This is a genomic window from Acidovorax sp. (assembly GCF_046291265.1).
Classification (GTDB): Bacteria; Pseudomonadota; Gammaproteobacteria; order Burkholderiales; family Burkholderiaceae_C; genus Acidovorax.
The window spans coordinates 1-15,428 of sequence record NZ_JBKBTV010000021.1 but is presented as its reverse complement, the minus strand read 5'-3'; the positions used below and the strand labels follow the sequence as shown (position 1 = coordinate 15,428).

Here is a 15,428-nt window from a genome sequence, read left to right as displayed (position 1 = left end):
CCGCTGGCCCTGTAGCCGAGTCCAAGACCCTCGTCTCAGGCGCTCTGGTGTTCGAGGACATAGCCGACGCCCCTGACCGTGTGAACCAGCTTCTCCGTGAAGGGCTCGTCGAGCTTGGCGCGCAGTCGGCGCACCGCGACATCGACCACATTGGTGTCGCTGTCAAAGTGCATGTCCCACACGTTCTGCGCGATCAGGGTGCGTGATACGACCTGGCCCACATGGCGCGCCAGGTAGTCCAGCAGAACAAACTCCTTGGTGGTGAGGTCGATGCGGGACTTTCCTCGCTTGACGCGCCGACGGGCGGTATCGACCTCCAAGTCGCCCACGCGCAACACCCCGTCCGGGGCGGGTAGGGGGGCGCGGCGGCGCGCAACCACCTGGATGCGTGCGAGCAGTTCGGAAAAGGCAAAGGGCTTGACCATGTAGTCGTCGGCACCCAACAGGAGCCCCTTGACACGGTCATCCACGTCATCCCGGCCCGAGAGGAAAAACACCGGTGTCTGTTGGTGTGTGCGAATGCCCCGCAGCACCTCCCAGCCGCTGACGCCAGGCAGTCCCACGTCCAGCAGGATGAGGTCGTAGTGCCCTGAGGTGGCCAGGTGCAGGCCCTCGACACCATCGAACGCTGTGTCCACGATATGGCCGTTCTCAGTCAGGCCTTTGTGCAGGTAGGCCGCGGTCGATTTTTCGTCTTCAATGGAAAGCAAGCGCATGGGGCGAAATCCCGAAGGATTCAAAAAGAAGGACTGCAGACGAATTAAGGGAAGCTGCGGATTGACTTGGCTGGATTGTTGGGGGTCTACCTGGGTTTGAGAAGCTTGCCGGATTGAAATGGACTGTTGCGAATTCACGAACAGTCGCAGCTTCAGGTCGGTTGTGGCGGGTGTGAAACGGCGTGGTCGCAAACCGGGGGGGTGGCACATGCACGCCCCCCTCTGTTGCGCTTTTCGGTCTGTGGGTGCGCGGGAGCATTGCCTACGCTTGCACCATGTCCTGCCAACAAGGCGTGGGACATGACTCCGATTGAACCCACTTATCAAGGATGACCATGAAAAAATTCGCCACACTGGCTGTGCTTGCAGCCATCAGCGCAACCTCTTATGCACAATCGTCCGTCACGCTGTTCGGCGTGGCTGACGTGGCGTTCCAAGTTGGTCGCGGCACTGAAACCAACCGCACCAGCCAAGGCAGCGGCGGTCTGTCCTCCAGCCGCCTCGGCTTCCGCGGTATCGAAGATCTGGGCGGTGGCCTGAAGGCTGGTTTCTGGCTGGAAGCCGGTTTTAACCTGGACGACGGCACAGGCGTCGCCAACACCTTCAACTTCAACCGCCGCTCCACCGTCAGCCTGATGGATGACAGCTGGGGTGAAGTCCGCCTGGGCCGCGATTTCACCGCGACCTACAACAACATCTACGACGCATTCGGTGACAACGGCGTGGGCGCTCTCCTGAAGACGACCTCGCTGGGTGCGAACTACGGCTATGCCATGCAGACCCGCACCAGCAATGCCATTTCGTACTTCACCCCCAAGAATCTGGGTGGATTCTTTGGTCAGGCGCAGTACTACCGTGGCGAAGCCGCCAACGGCTCCAATGACGGCACGGGTTATGGCCTGCGCGGCGGCTACGAAAATGGCCCCCTCAATGTGGGCGTGAGCTATGGCGCTGTCTCCAGCCTGGGTGTGTACGGCGATGTGACGAATGCCAACATTGGCGGTTCTTACGATTTCGGCGTGGCCAAGCTGCTGCTCCAAGCAGGCCAGGATGAATCCGACGCCCGTGACCAGAAGGCTCGCCACTACCTGGTCGGCGCAACGGCTCCTGTGGGTGCGGGCTTGGTCCGTGCTTCGTGGACGCGAATCAGCGTTCAGGACAGCAATGTCCAGGCCAACAAGTTCGCAGTCGGCTACGTGCACAACCTGTCCAAGCGCACGGCCCTGTACACCACCTTCGCATACCTGAAGAACAAGAACGGCTCGGCTCTGGCACTGAACGGCTCCAGCACCCGCCTGGGCGGCAATTCCAAGGGCCTGGATATCGGCCTGCGCCACATGTTCTAAGGCGATCTATTTGATCGTTGCCCATTGCAGTGGGCAAACCTCTCCAAGGTAGACGATAGGCCCGCTCCCCTCCAGGGGACGCGGGCCTTTTCTGTTTTTACAGGGTGCGTCTGCAAGCCATGCGGTTCCGTTCATTACGCAAATGTCATGTTCGCGCAACCCCGCCGTCATGCGTGCATTTCTATCCTTCAAATCTGTCCAAAGCAGGGGGTGTTTGCCGGTTTGCGTCCTAAAGGCCGCTTCAGTGTGCCGCCCCCGCAACACATTGAAGAGAGCCAAGCATGCGCAGACAAGACATTCAATTGCTGATCCTGGCCCGCCAGGGCGATCCAGCTGCTCGCAGCAAAGCGGGGCGACGTTATTTGGTGGGGGGCGACGGCTTCCCCCGCCATGTGGCCACGGGGATTGAATACCTCTCGCACCCCAGCGTCCGCGAACTTCCAGAAACCGCGTGTGCCATTGCCGAGAGCTTGCCTCTGCAAGACCTGCTGACACTGAAACAAGAAGATGCGCTGCACAAGGCGGCCGCATCGGGCAGTCCACTGGCGCAATTCAAGTTGGGAGTGTGGATGGCGTTGGCGCGCAGTCGCGTCGCGGCGGGGCAGGCGTGGCTGGAGGCCGCCGCCGCGGGCGGCCACGTCGAGGCCAGTCAGGTGATGGCTGCCGTGGGGGCTGCGCGTTCGGACCGAACCCTGGAGGCGATGGTGGAGTCGATCCAATCCAGCGCAGCAGTGGACGTGGTGCAGGTTGCGGTGATCGCGGCGCGCCAGGCGCATGAAGAGGGCGCGCTGGACCCGTTGGTCGACTGCTTGCGCGTCGCGTTGATGGTGGCGCCGCGCTTGACGCACGCCCTGTCGGACCTCGTGTTGGCCGCTGTCTTGTGGGCCGAACGCGAGAACCATTCCTTGCGCGGGCTGGCGCCCGACCAGATTGAGGCCTGCCTGGAGCTGGCCATCGTGCGCGGCGATCGGGATGCTGCCAGCCTGCTCGGCCGCGCGCGCTGCGGTATTGACAGCGGTACGCTGACACCCGCGCGGTTGAGCACGTCGTTGAACCTGCGCAAAGGGGTGGCCCTGTTGCTGCGCGCAGCCGATGCGGGCCGCGATGACGCATGGCTGGCCCTGTACGAGACGCACGCTGACCACCGCTCATCGGTGTCCAACCCCCAGATGGCCCGCTTCTTCCTGGAAAAGGCTGCGATCGCGGGGCGGTCCGAGGCGCAGCGCAAACTGGGGGCCTTGATACTGCGCTCGTCGAATTCGGTGGTGGAGTCGGAGCAGGCCATTGCGTGGCTGCATGCGGCCGCCAACCAGGGCGACGCACACGCGCAGCGTCTGCTGGGCTCCCTGGTGCTGCCGTTGGTGGGAGACGAGTCCGCGGCGCGCGCAGCGATCGAGGAAGTGCGCCAGGGTGACCCCTGGCTGGCCGTGCGGTTGACGCTGGCGCGCGACTTTGGCTTGACCAAGCTGGAAGCCTTGAGCGTCGACCCTGTCGAGGGCCGTCGGCCGTGGGGTCTGCTGGTGGGGCGCAACCCGTTCATTACCCAGGCCCGTCTGTCTGCACCGCGTGCCGTGCCGGCGTTGACGCCCGAGGCGCTTCAGAACCTGGGGCGCGCGGCGGCCTTTTTTGAGCAGTCGCGCGGCGATGGCAATGCGTTTGAGGGCGATCTGCGCCGCCGCTCGGTGCGTCAGCGCCGGGTGTTCGAGCGCTTGAATTTGTCGGAAGACCTGTTCTTTTCCACCGCTTCGTCGAGCCGGCTGGAGGCTTTCCGCCTGGGGCCAAAGTGGGCTTTTCGTGCACGGCAACCACTGGCGATGGCGCTGGCGGCCTGAGGGTGGGCTCACGGTGACGACATGCCCCGCCGAGTGCGCCGGGTGGGCAAGGCTCACCGGGCTGTCGGCGGGGTGGCCCTCGCACTCACATTCGGCTCGAACGCGCCAGATAGCGTTTGCGCCAGAACACCAGCACCAGCGCTACGGCGGTGAACACCATGGACCCCAGCGCCCACCAGAAGCCATTGGCTTTGTGAATCAATGGCAAAAACTCGAAGTTCATGCCAAAGATGCCCGCGATCAGGTTCAGCGGCAAAAACACGGCGGTCAGCGCGGTGAGCGTGCGCATGATGTCGTTGGTGCGGTTGCTCTGCACCGAAAAGTGCATCTGCACGGCGGTTTCGGTGCTTTGCTCCAGCCGCCGCACGTGGTGCACCACGCGCTCGATGTGCTCCAGCACGTCGCGGCTGCGCACCTTCAGCAGGTCCAGCTCGCGCAGTCCGGCGGGGTTGTCTGGCAGGGCCCAGGTTTCCAGCGCGTCGATCCAGTCCTGCACGGCAGTGCGCTGGTCTTCGCAGATCTCGTCGAGCATGTGCAGCGACAGGCGCGCTTCGAGCAGCGAACTCCAGTTCACGTAGCGAGCGCGGGGCTTGAGCAGCTCGTTTTGCCAGTGGTCGAGCTGGCGCGTGAGTTCGCGGCGCAGGTCCAGGTAGCCGTCCACCATCAGGTTGACCACGCGCAGCATCAGGTCGGCGGGCGTGGTCGGTCTGCGTGCACCGGGCACGGGGCTTGCGCGGCCCTCGCTGGGGCTGGTGGGCAGGGCGGCCAGCAGGCGGGCGGCATACGCGTCGCGCACCGCACAGTCGGCGGGGTGCACGGTGAGCAACAGTTGGTCAAACACCGCAAAACCCACGGGGTTGGTGTCAATGCGCCGCAGCACGGGGGGGCCGCCGCGTTTGAGCGGGCTGGTGGGGTCGGCGCTGGTGGCTGGGGCGTCGGTTGGGTCGCCCTGTGCAGTGGCCAGGCGGCGGAACACCAGCAGGTCGTACTGCGACGTGTAGTCGTAGTGCGAAGGAAGCTGCGCGTTGAGCAGGTCGGACACATGCAAGTCCACCAACTGCAGCCCCACCAGGGTCTGCAGGCAGGCCTGAATCTCCGCCAGCCGCGCCTGGAACGCCGGGCGTGAACAGGCGATCCAGACAAAACCCTGCTCCGGCATCTGCGTGGGCAGTGCCGACAGCTCCGTCACGCCGCTACTCTGGATGTGGAAAATGCGCATGGCGCCCCGATTTATAGTGAAAAGTGCCTCTAGCGCTTATTGGTAAAGCGCTGATAGCTACTATTTGAGGAGCAAGCGTGCCGCATCGCGCGCGAAGTAGGTCAGCACACCATCGGCGCCTGCGCGCTTGAAAGCCAGCAGGCTTTCCATCATCACGGCGTCGTGGTCCAGCCAGCCGTTGGCGGCGGCGGCCTTGATCATGGCGTACTCGCCGCTCACCTGGTAGGCGAACGTGGGCACGTGGAACTCGTCCTTCACGCGGCGCACGATGTCGAGGTAGGGCATGCCGGGCTTGACCATCACCATGTCCGCACCTTCGGCGATGTCGATGGCCACCTCGCGCAGGGCCTCGTCGCTGTTGCCGGGGTCCATCTGGTAGACGTTCTTGTCGGCTTTGCCCAGGGCGCCACGCGTGCCCACCGCGTCGCGGAACGGGCCGTAGAAGGCGCTGGCGTACTTGGCGCTGTAGGCCATGATGCGCGTGTGGATGTAGCCCTGTGCTTCCAGCGCGTCGCGGATGGCGCCAATGCGGCCGTCCATCATGTCGCTGGGGGCGACGATGTCCACACCCGCCTCGGCATGCGTGAGGGCCTGGCCGGTGAGGATCTCCACGGTCTCGTCATTGATGATGTAGCCGGTGTCGTCCAGCACGCCGTCCTGGCCGTGGCTGGTGTACGGGTCCAGCGCCACGTCGGTCATCACGCCCAGGCCAGGGAATTCTTTCTTGAGCGCCCGCACCACGCGCGGGATCAGGCCGTCGGGGTTGAGCGCTTCTTTGCCGTCGGGCGTCTTGAGCGACGGGTCAATCGCCGGGAACAGCGCCAGCACCGGAATGCCGAGCTTTACGCAATCTTCGGCCACGGGCAGCAGCAGATCGAGGCTCAGGCGGTCCACACCGGGCATGGAGGTCACCGCGTCGCGGCGCTGGCTGCCTTCGTGCACAAACACCGGGTAGATCAGGTCGTGTGGCGTGACGGCGTTTTCGCGCACCAGGTTGCGGCTAAACGCATCGCGGCGCAGGCGGCGCGGGCGGTTCTGGGGGAAGGGGGTGGGATGCATGAGAGGAATTATCCCCCTGAGCCGCTTCGCGTCTTCCCCCAAGGGGGACGCACCCCCTGGACCGGCGGAGCCGGATCCACGGGTGCACTGATATGGGGGCGCCAGTTGCGGAGGCTGCGTGGATGTCGCCCTGAAATGCCACTTGTAACGCCCCGGCCCCGGTGCTAAATTGGCGCCGGGCGGCTTGCCGCTCCCCGCTTTTCCTCCCTGAGCGGGGCCTTGGATTGCAGCGATGCAAAACAGGCTTTCCTGGCCCGGCGGATTTGCCGGGCTTTTTTTTGGGTCGGGGGTTTCGGCCCTTTGCGCCGTTAGCGCCGTTTGGGCCCGTAAACTGCAGCCATGCTCTGGGTCAAAGCCTTTCACATCGTTTTCGTGGCCAGCTGGTTTGCTGGCCTTTTCTATTTGCCGCGCATCTTCGTCAATCTGGCGATGGTGGCGCCAGGCTCGGCCGCCGAGCGTGACCGCCTGCTGCTGATGGCCCGCAAGCTGCTGCGCTTTACCACCTTGCTTGCCGTGCCCGCGCTGGCGCTGGGCGCGTGGCTGTGGATGGGCTATGGCATCGGCTGGGGACCGGGCAATGGCTGGATGCACGCCAAGCTGGCCGTGGTGGTGCTGGTGATCGGTTACCACCACGCCTGCAGCGTGGTGCTGCGCAAGCTGGCCGACGGCACCAGCCGCAGGAGCCATGTGTGGTTCCGCTGGTTCAACGAGGTGCCCGTGCTGCTGCTGCTAGTGGCCGTGGTGCTGGTCGTCGTCAAGCCGTTTTAAGCGCACAGAACCACAGGCCCGATGCCGGTGCACAGAACCTCCGCATGGCCCCTGGCGCTGACCTATACGGCGCTGATCGTTTTTGCGAGCCTGTTCCCGTTTGACGGCTGGCGTGCGCAGGGCATTGATCCGCTGGTCTTTTTGCTGGCGCCGCTGCCGCCGCCGTACTGGACCGGGTTTGACATCACCACCAACATCGTCGGCTACGCGCCGCTCGGCTTTTTGCTGGTGCTGGCCATGCTGCGGTCGGGCTGGGCGCGCAGCCCGGTGCTGCTGGCCACGCTGGCGGGCGGGCTGTTGTCGGTGCTGCTGGAGTTTTTGCAGATCTATCTGCCCCGGCGTGTTCCGTCCAACCTGGACCTGGTGCTCAACACCGCCGGCACCTTGGTGGGCGCCTTGAGCGCGGCATTGCTGGAGCGGCTGGGCGCCATCGACCGCTGGAGCGATTTTCGGGGCCGCTGGTTTGTGGCCGATGCGAGCGGCGCCATGGTGCTGTTGGCGTTGTGGCCGATGGCGCTGTTGTTCCCGGCGGCCGTGCCTTTTGGGCTGGGGCAGGTGCTGGAGCGGCTGGAGGCCGCGCTCATCGAGCTGCTGGAAGACACGCCTTTTTTGGACTGGTTGCCGCTGCGCGAGAGCGAGCTGTCTCCCCTGTCGCCCAGTGGCGAGCTGTTGTGTGTGGTGCTGGGCCTGCTCATCCCCTGCCTGCTGGGCTACTGCGTGATCCGCCAGATGGGGCGGCGTGCGTTGTTTTCGCTGGGCGTGGTGGCGATTGGCGTGGCGCTGACCGCGCTGTCGGCCGCGCTGAGCTGGGGCCCTGTGCATGCCTGGGAATGGATGGGTCTGCCGGTGCGCGTGGGGGTGTGGGGCGCGCTGGCGCTGGCGCTGTTGCTGATGGGGCTGCCGCGCCGGGCCTGCGCCGCCTTGCTGCTGCTGGCGCTGGCGTGGCACCTGGCGCTGCTCAACCAGGCGCCCACCAGTGCCTACTTTGCGCAAACGCTGCAAATCTGGGAACAGGGCCGTTTCATCCGCTTTTATGGCCTGGGCCAATGGCTGGGCTGGCTGTGGCCCTATGTCACGCTGCTGTATGTGGTGCTGCGCTTGTCGAGGAGAGAACACTCCCCCTGAGTCGCCTTCGGCGCCTTCCCCCTCTCTCGCTGGGCGGGAGGGGAACGCACCCGGTGGACTGGCAAAGCCAGATCCACGGGTGCACTGGCGTTGTGCGTGCCAGTTTCACGGCGCGGGGTTCGTAAAATGCCCGGTATGAGCGACACCACCTCCGCACCGGCCGCAGCGCCCGGCTATTACCAGCGCCACATCTTTTTCTGTCTGAACGACCGCGCCAATGGCGAGGACAGCTGCGCCCACCACAACGCCCAGGCCGGTTTTGACCGCTGCAAGCAGCAGGTCAAGGCGGCAGGCCTGGCGGGCGCGGGCAAGGTGCGCGTGAACAAGGCCGGTTGCCTGGACCGCTGTGCTGGCGGCCCCGTCGCGGTGGTGTACCCCGAGGGCACTTGGTACACCTACGTGGACGCAGCCGACATTGACGAGATCGTCGAGTCCCACCTGAAAAACGGCCAAGTGGTGGAGCGTTTGGTCACCCCGGCGGAACTTGGGCGCTGAAAGCGCCTCCATCCGTTTCGTTGATAAATTTGAATGATTTTGGCCGCTAGCGCTTATCCATCAAGCGCTGGTAGCTATTAATTTGGTAGTAACTCTGTGAATGCCCAAACCGAACGCCTGACCTTGTCCGGCCCCGCAGGCGCCATAGAGGCCGTGCGTGACGCGGCCACGCTGGCCGACGGTGCTGCGGCGCCCCGTGGCGTGGCCATCATTGCGCACCCCCACCCGCTGTTTGGCGGCACCATGGACAACAAGGTGGTGCAGACCCTGGCGCGCGCATTTGTGCAATGCGGGTGGACGGCGGTGCGGTTCAACTTTCGCGGCGTGGGCGCCACCGAAGGCGTCTACGACGAAGGCCGGGGCGAGCTGCAGGACCTGCTGGCCGTGGTCGAGCAGGTGGCGCCCGCCGCCGAAGGCCAGCGCATTGCGTTGGCCGGGTTCTCGTTCGGCGCTTTTGTTACCAGCCATGCGCTGGCCACACTCTGGCCCCAAGGCCGCGTGGACCAGGCCGTGCTGGTTGGGACCGCAGCCAGCCGCTTCACCGTCGCCCCCGTCCCTTTCGAAGCCCACCTGCACACGCTGGTGGTGCACGGCGAGCAGGACGACACCGTGCCGCTGTCGTCCGTGATGGACTGGGCCCGGCCCCAGATACTGCCTGTCACAGTCGTCCCGGCTGGGGGGCATTTCTTTCACGGACAATTGCCGCTTTTGAAAAACTTGGTGGTTCGCCACCTGCAATCGGGCGTTTAAGAGCGTCTGCCCCGCCGCGCTGATCTGCGCCTTTTCCCCCACCCTTTTTCGAGCCTTTCCAGCCCCTTATTGCCCCATGAAACGAATCTTGTCCGCGTTGCGATCTTTGGCCGTCTTTGCTGCGGTGGCACCAGCCGCCTTCGGGGCACTCGCCCAGGCGCCGCAACCCCCCGAAATCGCCGCGCGCACCTACCTGCTGGTGGACATCACCGCCAACCAGGTTCTGGCCGCCAAGGACATTGATTCACCCGTCGAGCAGGCGTCGCTGACCAAGCTCATGACCGGCTACCTGGTGTTTGATGCGCTGCGCTCCAAGAAAATAGCGCTCGATCAAAAGCTGCCTGTCAGCGTGCGCGCCTGGAAGATGCCCGGCTCGCGCATGTTCATCGACCCCAAGATGCAGGTGCCGGTCGAAGACCTCATCAAGGGCATGATCGTCCAGTCCGGCAACGACGCCACGGTGGCTTTGGCCGAGGGCGTGGGCGGCACGTACGAGAACTTCGTCAAGCTGATGAACGACCAGGCCAAGGCGCTGGGCATGAACGGCACCAGCTACAAGAACCCCGAAGGCCTGACCGAACCCGGCCACCTGACCACCGCGCGCGACCTGAGTGTGCTGGCCACGCGGCTCATGAAGGACTTCCCGGAGTACATGCATTACTACTCCACCAAGCAGTACAGCTATCCGGGCACGCCAGCCTCCAACGGCACCAACCGCAATTCGCTGCTGTTCCGCGACCCGACGGTGGACGGCCTCAAGACGGGTCACACGGCCGCAGCAGGTTATTGCCTGGTCGCCACGTCCAAGCGCGACTTTCCGGGTGTGGGCCAGCGCCGTCTGTTGTCCATCGTGCTCGGCACGGCCAGCGAGAACGCGCGGGCCAACGAAAGCCAGAAGCTGTTGAACTGGGGCTACACGGCCTTCGAAGCCGTCAAGCTGTTTGAGGCGGGCAACCCGGTGGCCACGCCAGCCCTGTGGAAAGGCACCACCAACACCCTCAAGATCGGCCGTGAAGAAGCCATCGTGGTCGCCGTGCCTGCGGGCAGCGCGGGCAAGCTCACCACCCAGATCTCGCGCCCCGATCCGTTGGTGGCCCCGTTCACCAAGGGCCAGGCGATTGGTACGCTGAAGGTGATGCTGGCCGACCAGGCCGTGGCGGAAGTGCCCCTGGTCGCGCTGGAAGGCGTGGAGCAGGCCGGCATCCTGGGCCGCGCCTGGGACGCTATTCGGTTGTGGATTAAATAGGGTGCAACCCCCTGAGGCGCTGCCGCGCCTTCACCCCTTCTCGAATGGCCGCGCCACTCGAGAAGGGGGACGCAGTCGGTGCACACAAGTGGAGCGCTGCTGCGCAGCTTGGGCGGCCCTTGCACGGCTGCCCTGGCACAGGCCGCGCGCTTTCAACGGCAATAGGCGCGTTGGCTGACCAAGATCGGCATTCGAGTAGGGGCCGTGCCACTTGCCCGTTTCGGGCCATGCTGCTACATTAGAAGGCTTTTCGGAATTTCCGAAGGGATTCACGTTTTCGCTTTTAGCGAAGCTTGTAGCTTTCACGAAGCAAATTCACGTTTAGGGACGTATTTCATGCCAACCATCAATCAACTGGTCCGTCAGGGGCGCGAGGTCGAAAAGACCAAGTCCAAAAGCCCTGCGATGGAAAATTCTCCACAGCGCCGCGGCGTGTGCACCCGTGTGTACACCACGACGCCTAAAAAGCCTAACTCCGCTCTGCGTAAGGTCGCCAAGGTGCGCCTGACCAACGGTTTTGAGGTCATCTCCTACATCGGCGGCGAAGGTCACAACCTGCAGGAACACAGCGTAGTGCTGGTTCGTGGCGGTCGTGTCAAGGACTTGCCCGGTGTGCGTTACCACATCGTGCGTGGCTCGCTCGACTTGCAAGGCGTGAAAGACCGCAAGCAGTCGCGCTCCAAGTACGGTGCCAAGAAGCCAAAGGCCAAATAAGCCCTGGCGGTTGTGTCTCCATCGGTGTTTGATTCGCCTGGCAGGCGCAGTCAAACGAAGTGACCCCAAGCGCGGATGTTCCGTGTGGGTCGAGTAAGTGGGGTTCTGAATGAATCTCGCGGTGTCTGAAAAGATGCCAACTGAAGCAATATGAGGTGAAAAAATGCCACGTCGTCGCGAAGTCCCCAAACGTGAAATCCTGCCGGATCCTAAGTTCGGCAATGTAGAGCTGTCCAAATTCATGAACGTGATCATGGAAGGCGGCAAAAAGGCGGTTGCAGAGCGCATCATTTACGGTGCCCTGGAACTGATCGAGAAGAAGCACCCTGATAAAGACCCGCTGGAAGCCTTCACCGTTGCCATCAACAACGTGAAGCCCATGGTCGAAGTGAAGTCCCGCCGTGTGGGCGGTGCCAACTACCAGGTGCCCGTCGAAGTGCGCCCTGTCCGTCGCCTGGCCCTGTCCATGCGCTGGATCAAGGAAGCCGCTCGCAAGCGTGGCGAAAAGTCGATGGCCCAACGCCTGGCCAACGAACTGCTCGAAGCCACCGAAGGCCGTGGTGGTGCCATGAAGAAGCGTGACGAAGTTCACCGCATGGCCGAAGCCAACAAGGCATTCAGCCACTTCCGCTTCTAAGAACGCGGATTTGTCCCCATCAGGGCGCAAGGCTGCCGGCATTTTTGCCTGCAGCCTTGTGTTGATTGGGGCAGTCACAAAATAGTCGGGTCTGGCCTGCAAGATGGGCGCCCCGACCTCACCAATACAAAGATCACCAAGGATCCACCATGGCACGCAAGACCCCCATCGAGCGCTACCGCAATATCGGTATCTCGGCCCACATTGACGCTGGCAAGACCACGACCACCGAACGTATCCTGTTCTATACCGGTGTGAACCACAAGATTGGTGAAGTGCATGATGGCGCGGCGACCATGGACTGGATGGAGCAAGAGCAAGAGCGCGGCATCACGATCACTTCGGCTGCTGTGACCTGCTTCTGGAAGGGCATGGACCTGTCCTACCCCGAGCACCGTTTCAACATCATCGATACCCCCGGCCACGTGGACTTCACGATTGAAGTGGAGCGTTCGATGCGCGTGCTCGACGGCGCCTGCATGGTGTACTGCGCCGTGGGTGGTGTGCAGCCCCAGTCGGAAACCGTCTGGCGCCAAGCCAACAAGTACAAGGTGCCACGCCTGGCCTTTGTGAACAAGATGGACCGCACCGGCGCCAACTTCTTCAAGGTCTATGACCAGATGAAGCTGCGCCTGAAGGCCAACCCCGTGCCAGTGGTGATCCCGATCGGTGCTGAAGAAAAGTTCACCGGCGTGGTCGATCTGCTCAAGATGAAGGCCATCCTGTGGGATGAGGCTTCGCAAGGTATGAAGTTCGACTACGCTGAAATCCCTGCAGACCTGCAGGCTTTGGCTGAAGAGTGGCGCGAGAAGATGGTGGAAGCTGCGGCTGAAGCCTCGGAAGAGCTGATGAACAAGTACTTGGAAGAGGGCACGCTCTCGGAAGAGGAAATCAAGTTCGGCCTGCGTACCCGCACGATCGCCACTGAAATCCACCCCATGTTGTGTGGCACGGCTTTCAAGAACAAGGGTGTCCAGCGCATGCTGGACGCCGTGATCGACTACCTGCCATCGCCCGTGGACATCCCGGACGTGACGGGTACGGATGAAGACGAAGCCCCCGTCACCCGCAAAGCGGACGACGGCGAGAAGTTCTCGGCTTTGGCGTTCAAGCTGATGACCGACCCATTTGTGGGCCAGTTGACCTTTGTGCGTGTGTACTCGGGCGTGTTGACCAAGGGCGACACCGTGTACAACACGGTCAAGGGCAAGAAAGAGCGCATCGGCCGTATCGTGCAGATGATGGCCAATGACCGCGTGGAAGTCGACGAAATCCGTGCGGGCGACATCGCTGCTTGCGTGGGCTTGAAAGACGTGACGACGGGTGAAACGCTTTCCGACGTGGGCTCGCCCATCATTCTGGAACGCATGGTGTTCCCTGAGCCTGTGATTACCCAGGCTGTGGAACCCAAGACCAAGGCCGACCAGGAAAAGATGGGCATCGCCCTGCAGCGCCTGGCTGCTGAAGATCCATCCTTCCGCGTGAAGACCGATGAAGAGTCTGGCCAGACGCTGATCGCTGGTATGGGCGAGCTGCATCTGGAAATCATCGTGGACCGCATGAAGCGTGAATTCGGCGTGGAAGCCAACGTGGGCAAGCCCCAGGTGGCTTACCGCGAAACCATCCGCAAGACGGTGGAAGAAGCCGAAGGCAAGTTCGTGCGCCAGTCCGGCGGTAAGGGTCAGTACGGCCACGTTGTGCTCAAGATCGAACCCAACGAAGTGGGCAAGGGCATCGTGTTCGTCGACGCGATCAAGGGTGGTGTGGTTCCTCGCGAATACATCCCTGCGGTCGAAAAGGGCATCAACGAAGCCGTGACGCAAGGCGTGCTGGCTGGCTACCCCGTGGTGGACGTCAAGGTCACGCTGCACTTCGGTTCGTACCACGATGTGGACTCGAACGAACTCGCGTTCAAGATGGCTGCCATCTTCGGTTTCAAGGAAGGCTGCCGCAAGGCCGGTCCCGTGATTCTCGAACCCATGATGGCTGTGGAAGTCGAAACGCCTGAAGACTACGCCGGCAACGTGATGGGCGATCTGTCCAGCCGTCGCGGCATGGTGCAAGGCATGGAAGACATTCCTGGCGGTGGCAAGGCCATCCGCGCTGAAGTGCCTCTGTCGGAAATGTTTGGCTACTCGACCACGCTGCGTTCCGCAACGCAAGGCCGCGCCACTTACTCGATGGAATTCAAGCACTACAGCGAAGCGCCGCGCAACGTGTCCGAAGCCATCATGGCTGCGCGCTCGAAGTAATGGTGTGATGGGGAAAAGGACCGCTTCAGCATGTCCTTTTCTTCGAAATTTGAATGAAATTGGCCTCTAGCGCTTGTGTATCAAGCGCTGGTAGCTATGTAAATAGTAGCAAGATTCTTGCAATCTGCGACCCGGTGCCGTCCTGTTGCCCTGTGCGGGACGAATCAGCAATCGGGTGCAGACGTTAAACCCTGACACAGGCACTGCTCTTTGGAGATTTCAAAAATGGCAAAAGGTAAATTCGAACGGACCAAGCCCCACGTCAACGTGGGCACGATCGGCCACGTGGACCATGGCAAGACAACGCTGACGGCGGCCATTGCCACCGTGCTGTCTGCCAAGTTCGGCGGCGAAGCCAAGGCCTACGACCAGATCGACGCAGCACCTGAAGAAAAGGCCCGCGGCATCACGATCAACACCGCCCACGTGGAATACGAAACGGCCAACCGCCACTACGCCCACGTGGACTGCCCAGGCCACGCCGACTATGTGAAGAACATGATCACCGGCGCGGCCCAGATGGACGGCGCTATCCTGGTGTGCTCGGCCGCTGACGGCCCCATGCCTCAGACCCGTGAGCACATCCTGCTGGCCCGCCAGGTGGGTGTTCCTTACATCATCGTGTTCCTGAACAAGTGCGACATGGTCGACGATGAAGAGCTGCTCGAACTCGTCGAAATGGAAGTGCGCGAGCTCCTCGACAAATACAACTTCCCTGGCGACGACACCCCGATCATTCGCGGTTCCGCCAAGCTCGCCCTGGAAGGCGACAAGGGCCCACTGGGTGAAGAAGCCATCATGAAGCTGGCCGAAGCACTCGACACCTACATTCCCCAGCCAGAACGTGCCATCGACGGTGCCTTCCTGATGCCCGTGGAAGACGTGTTCTCGATCTCTGGCCGCGGCACCGTCGTGACCGGTCGTATCGAACGCGGTATCGTCAAGGTCGGCGAAGAAATCGAAATCGTCGGTATCAAAGACACCGTCAAGACCACCTGCACCGGCGTGGAAATGTTCCGCAAACTGCTCGACCAAGGTCAAGCAGGCGACAACGTTGGTCTGCTGCTGCGCGGCACCAAGCGCGAAGACGTGGAACGCGGCCAAGTGCTGTGCAAGCCCGGCTCCATCAAGCCACACACCCACTTCACCGCTGAGGTGTACGTTCTGAGCAAGGACGAAGGCGGCCGTCACACGCCTTTCTTCAACAACTACCGCCCTCAGTTTTACTTCCGTACGACCGACGTGACTGGCGCTATCGAGCTGCCAGCC

Annotated in this window: 14 protein-coding genes; 11 read left to right on the top strand and 3 right to left on the bottom strand. The window is 62.8% G+C overall.

All coding sequences use genetic code 11. The features are described 5' to 3' along the window. Positions 1–35 precede the first annotated feature (35 nt). Positions 36–716 (bottom strand): heavy metal response regulator transcription factor, encoded by a 681-nt coding sequence (locus ACK41V_RS10320; RefSeq protein ID WP_409781597.1) that lies wholly within the window; start codon positions 714–716, stop codon positions 36–38. A 335-nt stretch (positions 717–1,051) separates the two neighbouring features. On the opposite strand from ACK41V_RS10320, the gene ACK41V_RS10315 reads away from it, so the two are divergent. Together ACK41V_RS10315 and ACK41V_RS10310 are read left to right on the top strand one after the other, a co-directional pair. After that, positions 1,052–2,062, top strand: a complete 1,011-nt coding sequence (locus tag ACK41V_RS10315) for a porin (protein ID WP_409781595.1) — start codon at positions 1,052–1,054, stop codon at positions 2,060–2,062. A gap of 281 nt (positions 2,063–2,343) precedes the next feature. Beyond that, complete coding sequence (locus ACK41V_RS10310; protein ID WP_409781592.1) at positions 2,344–3,894, top strand: tetratricopeptide repeat protein; 1,551 nt, start codon at positions 2,344–2,346, stop codon at positions 3,892–3,894. A gap of 85 nt (positions 3,895–3,979) precedes the next feature. Here the strand turns inward: ACK41V_RS10310 and ACK41V_RS10305 are convergent, their stop codons facing one another. Together ACK41V_RS10305 and hemB are read right to left on the bottom strand one after the other, a co-directional pair. Then, positions 3,980–5,113 (bottom strand): magnesium transporter CorA family protein, encoded by a 1,134-nt coding sequence (locus ACK41V_RS10305; protein WP_409781589.1) that lies wholly within the window; start codon positions 5,111–5,113, stop codon positions 3,980–3,982. Between the two features lie 60 nt (positions 5,114–5,173). Beyond that, entirely contained in the window at positions 5,174–6,172 is a 999-nt protein-coding gene (gene hemB / locus ACK41V_RS10300; protein ID WP_409781586.1) for a porphobilinogen synthase, read from the bottom strand. 339 nt (positions 6,173–6,511) lie between these two features. Here hemB and ACK41V_RS10295 point away from each other — a divergent pair, with 339 nt between their 5' ends. From ACK41V_RS10295 to tuf, 9 genes are all read left to right on the top strand, one after another. Further along, positions 6,512–6,940, top strand: coding sequence for a CopD family protein (locus ACK41V_RS10295; protein ID WP_409781583.1), 429 nt, complete (start codon positions 6,512–6,514; stop codon positions 6,938–6,940). Positions 6,941–6,967: 27 nt separating this feature from the next. After that, positions 6,968–8,065 (top strand): VanZ family protein, encoded by a 1,098-nt coding sequence (locus tag ACK41V_RS10290; protein WP_409781580.1) that lies wholly within the window; start codon positions 6,968–6,970, stop codon positions 8,063–8,065. A gap of 135 nt (positions 8,066–8,200) precedes the next feature. Next, positions 8,201–8,560 carry a (2Fe-2S) ferredoxin domain-containing protein gene (locus ACK41V_RS10285; RefSeq protein ID WP_409781577.1) on the top strand — a complete coding sequence of 120 codons (360 nt, stop codon included), beginning with the start codon at positions 8,201–8,203 and terminating at the stop codon, positions 8,558–8,560. A gap of 96 nt (positions 8,561–8,656) precedes the next feature. Beyond that, positions 8,657–9,310 carry an alpha/beta hydrolase gene (locus ACK41V_RS10280; RefSeq protein WP_409781574.1) on the top strand — a complete coding sequence of 218 codons (654 nt, stop codon included), beginning with the start codon at positions 8,657–8,659 and terminating at the stop codon, positions 9,308–9,310. A gap of 76 nt (positions 9,311–9,386) precedes the next feature. Beyond that, complete coding sequence (locus ACK41V_RS10275; protein WP_409781572.1) at positions 9,387–10,556, top strand: D-alanyl-D-alanine carboxypeptidase family protein; 1,170 nt, start codon at positions 9,387–9,389, stop codon at positions 10,554–10,556. Positions 10,557–10,892: 336 nt separating this feature from the next. After that, on the top strand, positions 10,893–11,270 hold the full coding sequence (gene rpsL / locus ACK41V_RS10270; protein WP_008905797.1) for a 30S ribosomal protein S12: 378 nt from the start codon (positions 10,893–10,895) through the stop codon (positions 11,268–11,270). Positions 11,271–11,433: 163 nt separating this feature from the next. Further along, positions 11,434–11,907 (top strand): 30S ribosomal protein S7, encoded by a 474-nt coding sequence (rpsG, locus tag ACK41V_RS10265; protein WP_005798541.1) that lies wholly within the window; start codon positions 11,434–11,436, stop codon positions 11,905–11,907. A gap of 149 nt (positions 11,908–12,056) precedes the next feature. Next, complete coding sequence (gene fusA, locus ACK41V_RS10260) at positions 12,057–14,159, top strand: elongation factor G (RefSeq protein WP_409781567.1); 2,103 nt, start codon at positions 12,057–12,059, stop codon at positions 14,157–14,159. A 225-nt stretch (positions 14,160–14,384) separates the two neighbouring features. After that, a partial coding sequence (gene tuf / locus ACK41V_RS10255) for an elongation factor Tu (RefSeq protein ID WP_409781565.1) occupies positions 14,385–15,428 on the top strand: 1,044 nt, incomplete at its 3' end.

Coding starts and splice junctions, on each gene's coding strand:
- ACK41V_RS10320 (WP_409781597.1), bottom strand. CDS start 716: ATGCGCTTGCTTTCCATTGAAGACGAAAAATCGACCGCGGCCTACCTG.
- ACK41V_RS10315 (WP_409781595.1), top strand. CDS start 1,052: ATGAAAAAATTCGCCACACTGGCTGTGCTTGCAGCCATCAGCGCAACC.
- ACK41V_RS10310 (WP_409781592.1), top strand. CDS start 2,344: ATGCGCAGACAAGACATTCAATTGCTGATCCTGGCCCGCCAGGGCGAT.
- ACK41V_RS10305 (WP_409781589.1), bottom strand. CDS start 5,113: ATGCGCATTTTCCACATCCAGAGTAGCGGCGTGACGGAGCTGTCGGCA.
- hemB (WP_409781586.1), bottom strand. CDS start 6,172: ATGCATCCCACCCCCTTCCCCCAGAACCGCCCGCGCCGCCTGCGCCGC.
- ACK41V_RS10295 (WP_409781583.1), top strand. CDS start 6,512: ATGCTCTGGGTCAAAGCCTTTCACATCGTTTTCGTGGCCAGCTGGTTT.
- ACK41V_RS10285 (WP_409781577.1), top strand. CDS start 8,201: ATGAGCGACACCACCTCCGCACCGGCCGCAGCGCCCGGCTATTACCAG.
- ACK41V_RS10275 (WP_409781572.1), top strand. CDS start 9,387: ATGAAACGAATCTTGTCCGCGTTGCGATCTTTGGCCGTCTTTGCTGCG.
- rpsL (WP_008905797.1), top strand. CDS start 10,893: ATGCCAACCATCAATCAACTGGTCCGTCAGGGGCGCGAGGTCGAAAAG.
- rpsG (WP_005798541.1), top strand. CDS start 11,434: ATGCCACGTCGTCGCGAAGTCCCCAAACGTGAAATCCTGCCGGATCCT.
- fusA (WP_409781567.1), top strand. CDS start 12,057: ATGGCACGCAAGACCCCCATCGAGCGCTACCGCAATATCGGTATCTCG.